The organism is Rhodococcus qingshengii JCM 15477 (assembly GCF_023221595.1).
Lineage (GTDB): Bacteria > Actinomycetota > Actinomycetes > Mycobacteriales > Mycobacteriaceae > Rhodococcus_F > Rhodococcus_F qingshengii.
Genome location: NZ_CP096563.1, coordinates 6303609 through 6319436, shown reverse-complemented (window position 1 = coordinate 6319436; position 15828 = coordinate 6303609). Strand labels below are relative to the sequence as shown.

The window sequence follows — 15828 nt, the reverse complement described above, 5'->3', positions numbered from 1 at the left end:
AAAACAACGAGGTGACCCTTACCCGCGGTTTACGACGCGTCCCCGCGGGGACGTCGCATGACATTTGTCATCGCTGATCCGTGACGGTGTCACCGCAGGTGATGACGCAGTGCACTGTTTTCGGCTCTGACTTCCCGCGAAGCTTGGATGCATGAGAGAACCACATGAGGGAAGCCTCCTGACGGACCTGATGGACATCGGACCCGCACCCACGATGGGCCGCGAACTTGTTGTGATCGTCGTGAATATTGCGATCATCGGAGTGCTGTTCGCGATCATCGGCTCCAATCCCGTGTTCTGGATTCTTGTTGCCGCTCTCGCTGTCTATGCGGGTATCCGATTCGTGATCGGACTGCGCGGCTGGAACCGAGCGGAGGCGCAGCGATGAAGGGCGATCCCGTGATCGACGTAGTCGGAATGTCGCGGCGTTACGGCTCCGGTAAGGAGGCGTTCGATGCTGTTCGCAATCTGGATCTGAGTGTTCAGGAAGGCGAGCTGTTCGGCCTCCTCGGAACCAATGGTGCCGGCAAGACATCCACCCTCGAAGTGATTCAGGGTCTTTCACGAGCCAGTGCCGGAACGGTGCGCGTTCTGGGCATGGATCCGGTGCGCAACCGCAAGCAGATTCGCCCGTCGCTTGGCATCATGCTCCAGAAGGGTGGCTTGCCCCAAGACCTGACTGCTCGTGAGAGTTTGGCGATGTGGGCCGGAACCTGCTCGAATCCGCTGCCCGTGGACGAGGTGCTCGAGCGCGTGGACATGCGTGACCGTGGTGATACCCGCGTGAAGTTCCTCTCGGGAGGTGAGGCGCGGCGACTGGATCTGGCGTGCGCGATCATCGGCCGGCCACTCGTCCTGTTTCTCGACGAGCCGACTACTGGTTTGGATCCCGAAAGTCGACGTAACACTTGGCAATTGATCGCTGACTTGAAAGCGTCGGGCGTCACCATCATGTTGACGACGCATTACCTGGACGAAGCCGAGTCCCTGTGCGACCAGTTGGCGATCATGCACCGAGGATCGGTGGTGCGCAGCGGAACCGTGGCGGACGTCGTCGCGGATCATCCTGCCCAGATCAAACTGCACCGTCCCGGTCTTCCGCTCCCGGCCCTGGCCGGCGCGGAGGTACGCGTCGAAAACGATCTGGTGGTGATCACCACTCGCACAGTGCAGGAGACGCTGACGGAACTGCTGCTGTGGGCACAGCACAACAACATCCTGCTGACCGGCCTGGATGCCCGCGCGGCATCCCTGGAGACCGTATTCCTCTCCATTGCAGACCAATTCGATCATCACGCAACTCTCGAAGGAGCGTCAGCATGAACCGCATAGCAACCCTGTCTCGTTCGGAGTTCACGCTCCTGGGACGAAATCGACTGTTGCTCTTCAACGCAATCGTCCTCCCGTTGATCTTTCCCGTGGGGATGCTGTACCTGTCGCGCGATGGCGGGTTGTCCGACAAGTCGGTGTCGGCAGGCCTCGAGGTGTTTGCACTCTTCCTGCTCGTGTTCGTGGTCTTCTACAACCTCCTGTCGGTGTACGCGACGCGTCGTGACGAGTTGGTTCTCAAGCGACTACGGACAGGGGAATGCAGCGACGCCGAGATCCTCGCGGGCCCGGCAGTGCCGTCGTGGGTTCTCACCGGCCTGTTGACGGTGGTGATCGGAATCGCCGTGATGGTTCTGGGCGGTAGTGCTCCGGTCAATCCGGTCCTGGTGCTGGTCGCGGTGATCGGCGGCGCCGCGCTCTTCACGGCGCTGGCGTTGATCACTTCGGCTGTCACGCGAAATGCAGAGGCGGCGCAGATCACCTGCATGCCGATTCTGATTCTGGCGACGGCAGGTATGTCCTCGATCAGGAATGTCGTGCCGGACAACGTTGCTCGCATTCTCGATTTCACTCCGCTGGCCGCAGTAGTGGACCTTCTCAATCTCGGATGGCTGGGGCGGACCACTGGCGAACTGGCTGATCTGGGCGATGCGCCCGGTGCGGCAGCGGGATTTGTCGACACCTTCGGTTCGGCTGCGCAACCGCTGTTGGTCATGCTGGCGTGGATCGTCGGTTCGGTTCTGATCGCGAACGTCCACTTCCGCTGGGAACCGCGTTCGTAGAACTCTGAGAAGCGTTCGTAGAACTCTGAGAAGGTAGTGGGCATGATCGCGCAGAACTTCGGACGCTGGAATCCGAGACGGACGTGGCGAACCGCGTCGAACGTCGACAAGGTTCGCCTCTACACGCGGCAATCGTTCATCATGGTCGCAGTGGTTTTCGGTGGCTTCGGTGCGGTCACCGAGGTCGTTGCGGATCGGTACCTGTCGGGTGTCTTCCTCGGAATCAGTGCCGTTGCGTGCGTCATCGCCGTGTCTCGGATGCCTGATCTGGGCGGAGTCGTGGCCAAGCCCGTCCAGATTCCTCTTGCCGTGATGACGTTGTCGGCGTTCTGCTCGGCGGGAATTGCCTTGGGAAGCAATGGCGAGAACGGCCCGTACTTCTGGCTGGCGGCAATCCTTGTCGTGCCCCTTGCGGGGTTGACGTCGTTGCGCTGGCTGATCGTGGGCTCGGTGGCCGCCGGGGTTGTACTGGGACTGCTTGCGGGTCCGGAAAGCGGCGTGTCCGTCGGAATCGTCGCCGCCTTCATGGGGCTGACCGTCTACATGTCGGTGTGGCTGCTGCGGATGGTCACCGAATTGGACGAGGCACGCGGAGCCGCTGCCGCTCTGTCCGTCGCCGAGGAACGGTTGCGATTTTCACGCGATCTCCATGACGTCGTCGGGCGGGCACTGTCTGCAATTGCGGTGAAAAGTGAACTTGCAGCTACTCTTTCACGGCGCGGCGACGATCGTGCCGCCGCGCAGATGGACGAAGTACGCGAACTTGCGCAAGATTCACTCGACGAAGCGCGCGAGTTGGTTCGGGGATACCGGTCCATCGCCTTGGCGTCCGAGCTGGCCGGTGCGCAGTCTCTGCTCGAGGCCGCCGGAATCTCCACTGCGATACGTGGATCGGCAGATCAGCTGCCGGTGGAACTGGCCGAAGCTGCCGCCTGGGTCGTCCGTGAAGGCGTCACCAACATTCTCCGGCACTCCAGTGCCGAGAATTGCAGCATCGAAGTGTTCGCGGACGGCGTCGTGATCGCCAACGACGGCGCACGGATCGCAGAGCCGAACAACGGAACCGGCCTGAACGGATTGCGCGAGCGCGTCGGCGCCGTCGGAGGAATTGTCGAAACCGTGCAGGACGAAGATCGCTTCACCCTCACCGCCCACTTTCCGTCCCGAACGAAGGAGTCTCGGTGACCGAGCCGATCAAGGTACTGCTGGCCGACGACGAGAACCTGATCCGCTCGGCTCTGGCCATGATGTTGTCGCTCGAGGACGACATCGTTGTCGTCGCGGAAGCCGAATCCGGCGAGGATGCCGTGGTCGCTGCTGCAAAACATCAACCTGACGTAGCCGTGCTCGACCTTCAAATGGCAGGTATCGACGGCATCGAGACGGCGCAACAGATTGCGCAGACGGTCTCGGGGTGCGTCTCGATCATCGTGACGAGCCACGGGCGTCCCGGGTATCTGAAGAAGGCACTGTCAGCAGGCGTCCGAGGATTTCTGCCGAAGACGACGCCTGCGGCGACGCTCGCCGAGGTGGTCCGCAGCGTCCACGCGGGCGGGCGGTACGTCGATCCGTCGTTGGCTGCCGAGGCAATCGGCGCCGGCGACTCACCGCTTACTCCGCGCGAAGCGGACGTACTCGAGTACGCGGCCGACGGAGCATCCATCGAGCAGATCGCTTCCCGGGCACACCTGTCTGCGGGTACCACCCGAAACTATCTGTCGTCAGCTGTCACCAAACTCGGTGCAGCCAATCGGCACGAAGCCGCAGTGATCGCCCGCCGGCAGGGGTGGATTTAGGGCCTTCGGCCCCGTGCGCCTTTCTGGTTGCGGGCACTACCAAAAAGGCGCACAGGGCCGAAGGCCCCGCAATGTCGAGAATCCCCGACTTGCTTCGTCCCTGTAGTGAAGTGCGACCAGAATGGGTGGCACCGACACAGAGGAGATTCACGATGGCCAAGTACTTGCTGCTCAAGCACTACCGCGGCGCTCCGGCTGCAGTCAACGACGTGCCGATGGACCAGTGGACGCCGGACGAGATCACGGCCCACGTGAAGTACATGCAGGACTTCGCGGATCGGCTCGAGAAGGCGGGCGAGTTCGTCGACGGTCAGGCTCTCGCTCCTGAGGGCACTTTTGTCCGGTACGACGGTGAGGGTCGCCCGCCGGTCACCGACGGTCCGTTCGCGGAAACCAAGGACCTCATTGCCGGCTGGATGGTGATCGACGTCGACAACTACGACCGTGCCGTCCAATTGGCCGGCGAGCTCTCGGCCGCGCCCGGCGCAGGCGGGAAGCCGATTCACGAATGGCTCGAACTGCGCCCGTTCCTGACCGAGCCGCCGACCATCACGGACTGAAACCTGTCATGGACGACGCCCTGCTTCGGAGTCTGACTCCGAGCGTGCTCGGCATCCTCGTCCACCGCGGAGCAGATTTCGCGTCGGCCGAGGACGCCGTGCAGGACGCTCTGCTCGAGGCGGTCAGGGTCTGGCCGGACAACCCGCCGCGGGACCCGAAGGGCTGGCTGGTCACGGTGGCCGGGCGGCGGTTCCTCGACGGGATCCGGTCGGATGCGGCTCGCCGCAGGCGGGAGCTTCGGGCTGACGAGCAGCCAGGCGAGCAGCCAGGCGAGCGGCCGGTCAGCGGGTCGGTGCCGGGCGTGGACGACACACTCCAGCTCTACTTTTTGTGCGCGCACCCGTCGTTGACGCCGTCGTCCGCCGTCGCACTCACGCTGCGCGCTGTCGGCGGGCTGACCACCCGCCAGATTGCGCAGGCCTACCTGGTGCCCGAGGCGACTATGGCTCAGCGCATCAGCCGAGCCAAGCGCACGGTCTCCGGCGTCCGGTTCGAGCAACCCGGCGATGTCGCCACCGTCCTGCGTGTCCTCTATCTGGTCTTCAACGAGGGGTACTCCGGCGACGTCGACCTGGCTGCCGAGGCCATCCGGCTCACCCGGCAGTTGGCGGCCGCGATCGATCACCCCGAAGTCGCAGGGTTGCTCGCACTGATGCTGCTCCATCACGCTCGTCGAGCCGCGCGAACTGCCGCGGACGGCAGTCTGGTTCCGCTAGCCGAGCAGGATCGCAGCCGGTGGGACACCGATTCGATTGCCGAAGGAGTCGCAATCCTCCAGTCAGCTCTCGCTCGCGACCGACTGGGTGAGTTCCAGGCCCAGGCCGCCATTGCCGCACTCCATGCCGACGCTTTCACAGCAGACGAGACCGATTGGGTGCAGATCGTGGAGTGGTACGACGAACTCGCAGCCCTGACCGACAGCCCGATCGTCCGGCTCAACCGAGCGGTGGCGGTCGGCGAGGCGGACGGGCCACGCGCCGGCTTGGCAGCTCTTGCAGCGCTCGACGATTCACTTCCACGCCATGCCGCAGTCGAGGCCTATCTCCGTGAACGCGACGGAGACCTGGAGACGGCGGCGAGGTTGTATGCCGATGCAGCGCACAAGGCATCCAACCTCGCCGAACGTGACCATCTGATGCTTCAGGCGTCGAGGATCAACGCCCGTCGATCCCCTGCAAGCGCCCCTGAGTCAGAGAACCTGTGAGAGGAACGCCTGCAGTCGATCTGTTTCGGGATCGTCGAAAAGCTGTTCCGGAGTACCGGTTTCGACTACGGCGCCGCGATCCATGAACAGCACCTTGTCGGAAACGGAACGCGCGAAACCCATTTCGTGCGTCACGACGACCATGGTCATGCCGGACTTCGCGAGATCGGCCATCAATGCCAGAACACCCTTGACCAGTTCGGGGTCGAGAGCTGACGTCGCCTCGTCGAAGAACATGACCTCGGGCTTCATCGCCAGGGCGCGGGCAATGGCGACGCGCTGCTGCTGACCACCCGAAAGGTTGCCGGGCCGCGAGTCGGCCTTCTCCCTGAGCCCCACCAGATCCAGCTGCTCGAGCGCGAGCGCCCGAGCTTGCTCCTTCGACAAACCCTTGAGCTTGTTCGGCCCGAGTGCGATGTTCTCGGCGACGGTCTTGTGTGGGAACAGGTTGAAGTGCTGGAACACCATGCCGATCCGCTGGCGTAGCTCGTCGGGGTTGTCCTTCAGGACGGACTTCCCGTCGAGCAGCACGTCACCCTGCTCGGGCTCGTGCAGACGGTTCAGCACGCGCAGGAGCGTCGACTTGCCCGAACCGGAGGGCCCGATGACGGTGACGGTGTTTCCGGCGTCGACGTGCAGGTTGACGCCGCGAAGCACCTTGTTGGTGCCGAAGGACAGATGCAGGTCCTTGCCGGTGAGCGATACGGACTTCAGTTCAGAGCTGGTGGTCATGTCCTCAGCCCCTTTCCACGACGATGGCCTGCTCGAGCGGATCCAACGTGCCTGAAGTGTCGGCGCGTCCGGTCCGGAGTCGGTTGTCGATGTAGTTGACGAGGTGCGTCAGCGGGATGGTCAGAGCAAGGTAGAACAAGCCTGCCGCAACGAGCGGGGACAGGCTGCCGGTCTGGGCGTTGAGATCACGTCCGACGGCAAAGAGTTCCCGCTGGGTGACGAGCAGACCGAGGAAGTAGATCAGCGACGAGTCCTTGATCAGCGAGATGAACTGGTTCATCAACGCCGGCAGAACGCGTCGTACACCCTGCGGGATGACGACCAGCGACATGGACTTTCGGTAGCTGAAACCGAGGGCACGTGAAGCCTCGAGCTGCCCGGACTCGACGCTCTGGATTCCGGATCTGAAGATCTCACCGATGTATGCCGACGCGAGCAGTGACAGTGCCGCGACACCGAGCCAGTACGGATTGCTACCGGTGATTCCCTTGACGATCGGTCCGACGCCGAGCCCGATGATCAAGATGATGACGACTGCGGGCAGGCCACGGAAGATGTCGGTGTAGACGCGGGCCGGCCAGCGCAGCCAACGGGTGCGCGAGATACCGGCGACAGCGAGCAGCATGCCGAGGATCGTGCCGATGATGCCGGACGCGAGCGCAAGGATCAGGGTGTTGGGAAGACCGGTCTTGAGGAGATCGGGGAATGCCTTCTTGTACAGATCCCAGTCGAAGAACGTGTCCTTGAGCTGTTCGAGCGTCGACTTCGGTTGGTACGACGCGGTATCGCCACCGTCGCCGTTTGCTGCGTTTTCCGCGGCAATGGCTGCGAAGTCGGGCAGTTCTGGAGTGGCCGCGGCCTTGGATCCGGGCTTCCAGCCTTCAGGGAGTTGGCGCGGTACCCAGTCGGCGTACAGCTGAGACCAGGTTCCGTCGTCGATGACTGCGTCGAGGCCGGAGTTGAGGGCGTCGATCAGCGGCTGGTTTTCCTTGTTCACCGCCCAACCGACGAAGTTGTTGACCGAGAAGGTGTTCTGGATGATCGAGGTCGGATCACCGGGAGCGATTGCACCTTCGGCCTGCTGAGACGGAGCTACCCAGGCGTCGATCTGTCCGGACTTGAGGTTCGCGTACGCCGTGGCGTAGTCGGGAAACTTCACGGGATCGAGCTTGAGCGTGTTCACGACGTAGTCGTCCTGCACGGTTCCCTGCACGACGCCGATGCGCTTGGAGGCATCCAGGTCTCCGAAGCCGGTGATCGGGCTGCCGTTAGGCACGACGAGGGAGAAGTATCCGAAGTCGTAACCGTTGGTGAAGCCGACGGTGTTGCGACGGTCGTCCGTGGTGGTGATGGACGACGAGCCGACGTCGAAGCGTCGACCGGCAACCTGGGCGAGAAGCCCGGCGAACTCGGTGCCGACGAACTCGACCTTCAGGCCCAGCTTGTCCGCGACGGCCTTCAGCAGCTCGTTGTCGTATCCGGTGTACTGATTCTCGGAGTTGACGCAGATGCTCGGGGGCGCGTCACCGAGCGTGCCGACCGTGATGACCCCGGGTTTGATCAGATTCAGCTTCGAGGTGTCGATCTGATCGACCGGGGTGACGGTGGCCGTGGTGTAGCGGTCTTCGGCGCCCGCACCCGCTGCCGCATCCAGGTTGGTGGGCGCCGCGGTTGCGGCTCCCACTCCTGGAGGTGCACACAGGTCTGTGGGGGCTGCCGACGAATCCGAGCCACTCGAGCACGATGACAGAGTCAGCGCCAGGAGGGCAGTGAGGAGCAGTGCCACCACCAGGCGGATCTTCGCTGCGACGGAAGAAAACATGCGTGCAGCGTAAACCTAAGGGTAGCCATTTCTCCGTGTAGAACTGTTGACAGTTTTCGGACAAGGGGCCGTTGCGCTGCGGGCATGCCTTCAAATCAGCGTGATTTTAAGTATCGCCAGGTCGGGGAATCTCGTGCCGAAGAGATCAATATCAAACGGTCTGGTCGGTATAGCCGACGCCCAGGGGGTCGCTCCAGGTGGTCCAGACGTCTGGCCCGAGTTCGATCTCGGCTGTGGTGAGTAGACACGCGTCGAGTTCTCGGTGCAGTCGAGACGGGTCGATGGCTTGGCCGATGAAGACGAGTTCTTGTCGGCAGTCTCCGACGGGTTCTTCCCACTTGTCGAGGATTCCGTCACGACGGTAATCGTCGGCCGGCCACTCGTCACGGGGTAGAAACTTCCACCAACGGCCGACGTATCCGTGGCGAATGAGATGACCGGCCTGAGAAATACTCCCGATCTCGGTGAACCGGCCGGCATTCCAGTAGTAGCCCTTGGCCCGAAGTAACTTTCCGTTGGTCCACTCGCTGCTGAGGAAATCATGCAGCCGTTGGGGGTGGAAGGGTGCGCGCTCGCGGTACACCACCGAACTGATTCCGTACTCTTCGGTTTCGGGGATGTGTTCACCTTGGAGTTCTTGTAACCATCCGGGGGCCTGTGCAGCCTTTTCGAGCGAGAACAAACCGGTGTCGAGAATCGTGTCGAGTGGGATGCGACCGAGCGTCATCGGAACTATCGCAGCGGATGCGTTCAAAGAGCGCAGGACTGCGGTCAATTCGACCAGGTGCTGGTGCGAGACGAGATCGGCCTTGCTAACCAGGATGACGTCGGCAAATTCGATCTGATCGACAAGCAGATCCGCGATGTCTCGTTCGTCTTCCGGGGCATCGGCTTCGACGCGGCCACCAGCCGTGTAGTCGCGCAGAAAACTGTGGCCGTCGACGACGGTGACCATGGTGTCGAGTCGGGCGACGTCGGCGAGGGCGTGGCCGTCGGTATCGATGAATGTGAACGTCTCTGCGACGGGCAGCGGTTCGGAGATGCCCGAAGATTCGATGAGTAGGTAGTCGAATCGGCCATCGGCGGCCAAGGCACTGATCTCGGAGAGAAGATCCTCTCGCAGGGTGCAGCAGATGCAGCCGTTGGTCATCTCGACCAGTTTCTCTTCGGAGCGACTGAGCGAGATCTCACGCTCGACTTCTGCACTGTCGATGTTGATTTCGCTCATGTCGTTGACGATCACCGCGACCCGCCGACCCTCTCGATTTCGCAGGATCTCGTTGAGTAGTGTCGTCTTCCCGGCGCCCAGGAAACCTGACAGCACCGTGACCGGAAGTCGTGTGTCGACCATGATTTCCAGTGTCCTTCCGAATGAGAGAATTGCTGTGATCAGGCGGCGGTCACGCGAAACGCTGTGATCGCGTGACCGCCGCCCGGAATGTTGGACGATCAGGCCGCAGGCTCGAGGTAACCCTCGAAAAGGTCGACTACGACGCTGCCGCCGTCGGTGTCGCTACCGAACAATTCCTCGGCGGCGAACTTCACGTGGTACGTCGGTTCTTCGCCGGCGTCGTTGCGCCCGTGGCCGATTGCGTCGGGAAACGGCCACTTCTCGCTAGTCCGATGAGAGATGGTTCCCACTCGTCCGCGGCAGTACGCAGGCATTCGAATATGCCCCGGAACGTACTCGTCGCGCACGCGTACTCGCTGACCGATTTCGAAGGTGGTCGTCTCGACGGGTGCCGGCCGCCCTTCGGATTCGCTGGGCCGCGACAGTGGGAACGGTCCCCCTGCAAGGCTTTCGAGTTCCTCCTGCGTCAGGATTCCCTTTTCGACCATCAGTGTCGCGACGCCGATGACGTACCTCTCGTAGTACGGGGTCATCATGTAGTGGCGTGGTTCCATCCGCTCGACGACGTATCGAACTTCGTCGACGCTGAATGCCCCGAGTTCGGCGACACCGGCGAACATCAGGCTGTACGGCAGGTGTTCCCACTCGGCGTGGAAGGTGGGGCCGATGTCGGCGTTGACGGTATGCGGGACTTTGCCGAAGCCTTGAACTCCGGCAAGATCGTGTACTCCATCCATGGTGTGCTTCTTTCTTGTCGGGGTGATCAGACGGTGGGGACCTGCGGGACTGCGACGCCGATCAGGCAGTCCTTGGTGACGATCTCTTGAAGCTGTTCCTGGCTCCAGCCTTCGGTGCCTGCTGGACGTTGCGGGAGAACCATGTAGCGAGTTTCGGCGGTGGTGTCGTAGACGCGGATCTCGACGTCCGACGCGATCTCGGTTCCCATCTCGGAGAGAACCTTCCGTGGCTCACGTACCACTCGCGCACGGTATTCGAAACTCTTGTACCAGGTAGGGGGCAGGCCGAGAATGGGCCACGCGGTGCATGAACACAGCGAGCACACGATCACGTTCTTGAGGGTCGGGGTGTCTTCGACTGCCACGATGTATTCGCCCTGGGGGCCCAGATATCCGTACTGGGCAACCGCGGCGGTACCGTCGGTGAGAAGCAACTGCCGGAACTCGGGGTCGGTCCACGCCCGCGCGACCAATTCCGCTCCGCGCCTTGGACTGAAGTCCTCCTCGAAGGTTTTCTTCCATCCTTCGACGTAACCGTCGGGTACCAATCCCTTACCGTCGAGTGCGCGGAACAGTGCCCACGCCCGGTCGGAGACCGGCGCCTGGGCCGGTGCGGCGTTCTCCGTTGTGTGGTCGATCGTTACTGACATCTGGTTCACCTTTTCTATGCGGGCTGATCATGTGTGAATCGGTGGAATTTGTTGTGCAAGTGCGGATACAGAACTAGGTGAGGCTGAGTTGTGGTGCAGAGTCGGAGATGTGGTCGGCAGGCGTCGGAAACGCGCCGCGAAGCTTTTCGAATGCGCGCCCGACCCGGAGGACCGTCGCATCGTCGAAGGTCTTGCCGGTGATCATCATTCCGACCGGAAGCCCGTTCACCAGGCCGGCGGGAACGGACAGGGACGGATGTCCGGTCACGTCGAACGGTGCTGTGTTGGCGATCATCCCGAGAGCCTTCGTGATGAAGGTTGCACGATCCACGTCCTTCGCCGGTAGTTCGGATGCGACGTAGGGCAGTGTGGGCATCACCAGGACGTCGAATTGTCTCAAGGCAGTGTCGTAGGCGGCGCGGGCGAGCGGTACGAGGTTCCGGGCTTTGCCGTAGCTCGCGCCGCCGAGGGTGGTGATGCCGTGGTGGCCGGTCAGAGCCACCAGTTTGACGGTTTCGGACAGAGCGTCGGCGTGCTGAAGGCGTCGAGAAGCAAAGTGTGCCATCAGTTCCGGATCGTACAAACCTTCGGCGTTCATGCCGTATCCGTTGCCGTCCAACATCTGGTAGGCACCACCGTCCGTGGCGATCACGTTCCAGATGTGGAAAGCATGTAGGTGCCACGGGATGTTTACTTCCTCTACCGTGCAACCGATTTCGGCCAGACTGTGTGCCGCTGCGCGGACTGCGTCGTCGACCTCGGGCTGTGAGACCGCGTGCCCGAAACCTTCTCGAACGATCCCGATTCGCAGACCATCCACATCGGAGTCGAGGGTGGACAGATAGTCACCTGCTTCGACGCTGTCGGCTTGGCGTGGGTCGTTACCGTCGCGACCGGCGATGACCGAGAGCATCAGTGCGGCATCGTGGACCGTGCGTGTGATCGGGCCGAGATGGTCGATTGTTCGCTCGATGGGAAATGCACCGGTATACGGGACGAGCCCGAACGTCGGCTTGTGTCCGACGACGCCGCAGAATGCCGCCGGGATCCGGATCGATCCACCCTGATCCCCGCCGATGGCAAAATCGACGTCACCGTTTGCGACGAGAGCCGCACTGCCACCGGATGATCCACCTGCTTCACGCTGTGGGTCCCATGGATTGCGGACCGGTCCGCTTGCCGGTGTGAAGCTCGAACCGGAGAAACACAGGTCCTCACACACAGCTTTGCCCGCGACGGTTGCACCGGCCGCCAGTAGTCGAGTGACCACAGTCGCGTCGCGAGACGGAGTGAACCCCTCTACTGTCCGAGACCCGTTCATCATCGGAACTCCGGCCACGGTCACGTTGTCCTTGATCGCCACGCGTCGGCCGGTCAGGACGCCGTCCGACGTCGGCGGGATGCTTGTGGTCACATACCAAGCGCTCAAAGGATTTTCGCTCGCTGTTGGCACCGTGTGCTCACGTGACGTGGTCGGCGGGGTTGCCTCGTCGGCGTACAACTGGTCGACGACGTCGTAGGAGCCCAGTGCTCCGTCGATCAGTGCCGGCCACTCGAGCCGGGCTGACTGGTCGAGAGTGATGCCGTAATGCCTTGCGGCGGTGTCTATTGCATTGTCGTCAGGTCGGATTGTCGCCATGAGAAGTGTGCTCCTGATGTGATCGGCTTCACTTGTCTTTCAGACTAGGGCCGGATCCATAATTGCGTCAATAGGTATCGACATATTGACTCGTTAAGTTCGGGTTACGCGCGCTCAGAGAGAGCGGGGGTACAGGCGCCCACGGCGTGATTCAGCGAGCAGAATCGGTCGATGCAGTGGAACGCCGTTGTTCGTAGAGCTTTTCGATGTCGTGACAAGCTGCCGAAGTACTGTTTCCGGATCGCCTGCCGACGTTCGTTCGACTGCGCGTGCGTAAGCGACGATCGCTTCGTATGTTGTCTCCGACAGGGAACTGAGCGGAGGCAGGAGTTCGTTCGAGCTCGCGCTGTATCGCTTTTCGAGGTCGTGATCGCCGGCTGCGGATTGAAAGTAGCCGAATGCCGCCCAGACTCCGTCGGCATCGGAATTGCCGATGAGCTGCTGAGTGGCCTCGTCGAGGACCAATGCAAACGTCCGCGTGGTGGCCCGCAGTCCGTGCTGGGCGCATTGTCGTTCGAAGAAGACCTCGTCATGGCCCACCAGGGTGGAAAGAATCAGTTCGGCCCCGGAGTCGGCTATCGACTCGATGATGCGTGAGAAGTCGGTTGTCCCCAACGGTACGTAGACTTCGCCGGCCACCGAACCTGTGGATTCGGCGATCACACGCCGGGCCGCCCAATGCGCTCCGAACGACCACGAATACTGCTGGCCGACCAGGAACCAAGTGCGAGAACCGGTCTCGGACATCATTGCGGGTATACCTGCTCGCGTCTGGTCGAGTGGTCGCTCACCCAATCGAAGGACTCCCGGACGCGATCGACCTCCCTCGTTGAGAACTGTGTGCACTAACAGCACACCGGTGTTCTGCAATGCAGATGCAGCGGCATTGAAGGTCGACGATGTCACGCACGCGAAAACGGCGCGACATCCGCTTTTCACCAATCGCAGTGCGGTCGCCGCTCCGGCCGCCGAGTCGGAAGCGTCATCGCCGATCACCAAGTCGACGAGAACGCCGCCGATGCCGCCGTCGGCATTGATTTCTTCCACGGCCAGGGCTGCGAGTGTTTCTGTCGCCTGGGCGAATACAGCTGCCGGGCCGGATTTGCTGACCAGCAGCCCGATCCGATGTCGGTCGGAACGCGGAGGTTCGGGTGGAGCGAATCCGCGCTTGTTGGCAAGCCAGGAAATGCCGTCCTGATCGAGGCTGGACTCGAGAACGATCCGGGTCCCGGCGCCGTCGGGAAAGAACCGGATCGTCAGGCGGCCGCGCCACGGTTGGTGGTGCACGATCACGACCGATCGGCCCCGCTTCACGCCGGCGACGTATCCCAACAGCGTGATCGGCATTCCGACTGGATCTGCGCGTGCGCCGTCGCCGACGGGAAGGGAGATGGCGGCAGCGGCCCCGACCGTCAGTTGCTCACATTCGAGTTCGAGCAGTTGCCCCGTTTCGAGGCGCTCGAAGGCTGACCCTGGTGGGTCGGTCGTCACGATCTGTGCCGTTACGGAGAGACCTGGCACGTTCTACTTCCTGCCTGAAATAGGTGCTGGGGCTCAACAAGGCCTCACGCTCGGCGACGCACCGATGCGACGTCTGAATCCTCAGTCGCAGTGGCCGGCAACTCGGAGGCGTTCGAACCTGCTTCCAGCGCTCGCCCGAGGACGTCGCGCAGGAACTGGAGTGCATCGTTGGCGGGCCCCGATGGATCTATCGAGAACAGGCGATGACGTCCTTGACGCCGTTCGACGATCACGCCGGACAACCGCAGCGCCTTGAGATGTGTGGATACCGTGGTGCGACCGACCGTCGAAATTTGATCGCTGATGAAGCCCGCGTTGCACTCGCCGTGTGTAGCCAGCGTGTCGAGAATCTGTCGACGCACTTGGTCGGCCAGCACAGCAAACGCCAACTCTTCGTTTCGTTGAGTAGTCACTGTCTGCTGTCCGCGCTTCCTCGATGGTCTCTACTGAGATATGTCGACACCCGTCAACATATCTCGAGTTGCCTCCGAGGGAAAGAATGTGGCCGAAGATTGCCGGCGACTTCGGTCAGTGCTCGGCGGTGATCACCGCGTCGCGCAGCATTCCGGTCCCGGGATGGCAATTGATGTACTCGTAGAGCTGATCGGCGGCATCGAATACCGAGACCTCATGGTAGAGACGCAATTTCGACAGGCCCTCGGCCACCCGGAAGAACGTCGTGAAGATCCGTAGATGGGTCGGGTGGGATTCCGACCACCGTTCGAGTTGGTCGAGGGAGGCCCAGTGGCCGATGTTGTAGCTCAAGTCGAGGAAGTTTCCGTCGATGTCGATATTGCGTACGAATCGGTTGCTGTAGCACCCGACGGCCGGGCCGTTGTCGCGGAGGAAGTCCATGCCCGATTGAAGAGTGGGCAGGATTTCGTCCAGGTAGAGGCTGCGCTCGTCTGCTTCCGCGTCGGCCCAGTCCTGCCCGGACCTGATCAGTGCGATGTTGTCGTGTCCCCGCACTACTACGCGTCCACCTACGGCGGGGTCACCGGCGACGACCCGTAGTTCGCCCGAGGCCTGCATCCAGTCGGTTTGGGAGATCGGAAACCGCTCGCGCATCGAACCCCAGTAGCCGTGCTCGTTGATTTCGCCGCTGACACCGTCCATGACAGCTCCCACTCCGGGGAGGTCGTCTTGGAACGCGTAGAGCGTTTCGAATTGTTCGGCTCTCGGTGCCACGATCTCGCGGAAGAACCCCAATCCGTCCGACAGGCGGTCTTCGGACTCCCACCAGGAGGATACTGGAGGTGATGCGCTCCAACGATGTTGGGAAGAAACATCTTTCCAGTAACCGACCACGATCAGGTTCTCGTAGCCCTGGTTGTCGATGTGATGGGTGAGATCGTGGTGTGCCGGTCCGTCCGGCAAGTCGAAGCCGGCGACGATATCCCGCATCGCCCGCAGTGCTGCCGGGCGCTGATCCTCGCCGCGGAACTGCACGCCGAGATAGCCCATCACGACCTGGTGCAATGTGTCGTCTGCGCGCCCGACCCACATGGGAAACGGTGGCGTATAGGTATCCGGGACCCGCCTGGTCAGAGTGCGCGGGCATTGAAGGTGTTCGCCGATTGCAGATTCCATGAGTGCTCCCTGTGATGTAGGTGGTCGAATCGGGTGCCTGGCACTTGGCAACGCCGTGCCGAAAATCTACGCCCGCTCAGCCGAGCAAACTTGGCCGTCAGCGCCCGATGCTTG

Annotated in this window: 16 protein-coding genes; 7 read left to right on the top strand and 9 right to left on the bottom strand. The window is 62.2% G+C overall.

Features of this window, described 5'->3' with window-relative positions; all coding sequences use genetic code 11:
- Positions 1-151 precede the first annotated feature (151 nt).
- The 7 genes from M0639_RS29195 to M0639_RS29165 all read left to right on the top strand — a co-directional run bounded on the left by M0639_RS29195 (position 152) and on the right by M0639_RS29165 (position 5672).
- Positions 152-388, top strand: coding sequence for a hypothetical protein (locus M0639_RS29195; protein ID WP_228401538.1), 237 nt, complete (start codon positions 152-154; stop codon positions 386-388).
- Positions 385-1323 carry an ABC transporter ATP-binding protein gene (locus tag M0639_RS29190; protein ID WP_003945975.1) on the top strand — a complete coding sequence of 313 codons (939 nt, stop codon included), beginning with the start codon at positions 385-387 and terminating at the stop codon, positions 1321-1323. The genes M0639_RS29195 and M0639_RS29190 overlap by 4 nt, the downstream gene beginning before the upstream one ends.
- A complete protein-coding gene (locus tag M0639_RS29185) occupies positions 1320-2111 on the top strand; it encodes an ABC transporter permease (protein ID WP_003946064.1) in 792 nt (263 codons plus the stop codon). The genes M0639_RS29190 and M0639_RS29185 overlap by 4 nt, the downstream gene beginning before the upstream one ends.
- A gap of 42 nt (positions 2112-2153) precedes the next feature.
- The gene (locus M0639_RS29180) at positions 2154-3296 is read left to right on the top strand and encodes a sensor histidine kinase (protein ID WP_054782137.1); all 1143 of its coding nucleotides are present in this window, start codon (positions 2154-2156) and stop codon (positions 3294-3296) included.
- Positions 3293-3907, top strand: coding sequence for a response regulator transcription factor (locus M0639_RS29175; protein WP_003946002.1), 615 nt, complete (start codon positions 3293-3295; stop codon positions 3905-3907). The genes M0639_RS29180 and M0639_RS29175 overlap by 4 nt, the downstream gene beginning before the upstream one ends.
- A gap of 152 nt (positions 3908-4059) precedes the next feature.
- Positions 4060-4467: a YciI family protein gene (locus tag M0639_RS29170; protein ID WP_003945999.1), complete on the top strand. Its 408-nt coding sequence runs from the start codon at positions 4060-4062 to the stop codon at positions 4465-4467.
- Between the two features lie 8 nt (positions 4468-4475).
- Positions 4476-5672, top strand: a complete 1197-nt coding sequence (locus tag M0639_RS29165) for an RNA polymerase sigma factor (RefSeq protein WP_064075485.1) — start codon at positions 4476-4478, stop codon at positions 5670-5672.
- On the opposite strand, the gene M0639_RS29160 is transcribed toward M0639_RS29165, so the two are convergent.
- The 9 genes from M0639_RS29160 to oxdA all read right to left on the bottom strand — a co-directional run bounded on the left by M0639_RS29160 (position 5658) and on the right by oxdA (position 15714).
- Complete coding sequence (locus M0639_RS29160; RefSeq protein ID WP_003946070.1) at positions 5658-6404, bottom strand: amino acid ABC transporter ATP-binding protein; 747 nt, start codon at positions 6402-6404, stop codon at positions 5658-5660. The two genes, M0639_RS29165 and M0639_RS29160, sit on opposite strands and share 15 nt — an antisense overlap.
- Before the next feature lie 4 nt (positions 6405-6408).
- On the bottom strand, positions 6409-8226 hold the full coding sequence (locus M0639_RS29155; RefSeq protein ID WP_003946057.1) for an ABC transporter substrate-binding protein/permease: 1818 nt from the start codon (positions 8224-8226) through the stop codon (positions 6409-6411).
- Positions 8227-8377: 151 nt separating this feature from the next.
- On the bottom strand, positions 8378-9577 hold the full coding sequence (gene zigA / locus M0639_RS29150; RefSeq protein WP_050655935.1) for a zinc metallochaperone GTPase ZigA: 1200 nt from the start codon (positions 9575-9577) through the stop codon (positions 8378-8380).
- Between the two features lie 98 nt (positions 9578-9675).
- Positions 9676-10314 (bottom strand): nitrile hydratase subunit beta, encoded by a 639-nt coding sequence (gene nthB, locus M0639_RS29145; RefSeq protein WP_042450645.1) that lies wholly within the window; start codon positions 10312-10314, stop codon positions 9676-9678.
- Between the two features lie 26 nt (positions 10315-10340).
- Positions 10341-10964 carry a nitrile hydratase subunit alpha gene (nthA, locus tag M0639_RS29140; protein ID WP_042450854.1) on the bottom strand — a complete coding sequence of 208 codons (624 nt, stop codon included), beginning with the start codon at positions 10962-10964 and terminating at the stop codon, positions 10341-10343.
- Between the two features lie 73 nt (positions 10965-11037).
- Positions 11038-12603 carry an amidase gene (locus tag M0639_RS29135; protein ID WP_064075483.1) on the bottom strand — a complete coding sequence of 522 codons (1566 nt, stop codon included), beginning with the start codon at positions 12601-12603 and terminating at the stop codon, positions 11038-11040.
- Positions 12604-12717: 114 nt separating this feature from the next.
- Complete coding sequence (locus M0639_RS29130; protein ID WP_054187255.1) at positions 12718-14124, bottom strand: substrate-binding protein; 1407 nt, start codon at positions 14122-14124, stop codon at positions 12718-12720.
- A 44-nt stretch (positions 14125-14168) separates the two neighbouring features.
- On the bottom strand, positions 14169-14537 hold the full coding sequence (locus M0639_RS29125) for an ArsR/SmtB family transcription factor (protein ID WP_007735244.1): 369 nt from the start codon (positions 14535-14537) through the stop codon (positions 14169-14171).
- Positions 14538-14652: 115 nt separating this feature from the next.
- Positions 14653-15714, bottom strand: coding sequence for an aliphatic aldoxime dehydratase (oxdA, locus tag M0639_RS29120; RefSeq protein WP_064075482.1), 1062 nt, complete (start codon positions 15712-15714; stop codon positions 14653-14655).
- Positions 15715-15828 lie beyond the last annotated feature (114 nt).

Excerpts from the sequence above, each read along its gene's own strand:
- M0639_RS29135 (WP_064075483.1), bottom strand. The coding sequence starts at position 12,603 with ATGGCGACAATCCGACCTGACGACAATGCAATAGACACCGCCGCAAGG.
- M0639_RS29155 (WP_003946057.1), bottom strand. The coding sequence starts at position 8,226 with ATGTTTTCTTCCGTCGCAGCGAAGATCCGCCTGGTGGTGGCACTGCTC.
- zigA (WP_050655935.1), bottom strand. The coding sequence starts at position 9,577 with ATGGTCGACACACGACTTCCGGTCACGGTGCTGTCAGGTTTCCTGGGC.
- M0639_RS29160 (WP_003946070.1), bottom strand. The coding sequence starts at position 6,404 with ATGACCACCAGCTCTGAACTGAAGTCCGTATCGCTCACCGGCAAGGAC.
- nthB (WP_042450645.1), bottom strand. The coding sequence starts at position 10,314 with ATGGATGGAGTACACGATCTTGCCGGAGTTCAAGGCTTCGGCAAAGTC.
- M0639_RS29185 (WP_003946064.1), top strand. The coding sequence starts at position 1,320 with ATGAACCGCATAGCAACCCTGTCTCGTTCGGAGTTCACGCTCCTGGGA.
- nthA (WP_042450854.1), bottom strand. The coding sequence starts at position 10,964 with ATGTCAGTAACGATCGACCACACAACGGAGAACGCCGCACCGGCCCAG.
- M0639_RS29180 (WP_054782137.1), top strand. The coding sequence starts at position 2,154 with ATGATCGCGCAGAACTTCGGACGCTGGAATCCGAGACGGACGTGGCGA.
- oxdA (WP_064075482.1), bottom strand. The coding sequence starts at position 15,714 with ATGGAATCTGCAATCGGCGAACACCTTCAATGCCCGCGCACTCTGACC.
- M0639_RS29195 (WP_228401538.1), top strand. The coding sequence starts at position 152 with ATGAGAGAACCACATGAGGGAAGCCTCCTGACGGACCTGATGGACATC.
- M0639_RS29190 (WP_003945975.1), top strand. The coding sequence starts at position 385 with ATGAAGGGCGATCCCGTGATCGACGTAGTCGGAATGTCGCGGCGTTAC.
- M0639_RS29165 (WP_064075485.1), top strand. The coding sequence starts at position 4,476 with ATGGACGACGCCCTGCTTCGGAGTCTGACTCCGAGCGTGCTCGGCATC.
- M0639_RS29170 (WP_003945999.1), top strand. The coding sequence starts at position 4,060 with ATGGCCAAGTACTTGCTGCTCAAGCACTACCGCGGCGCTCCGGCTGCA.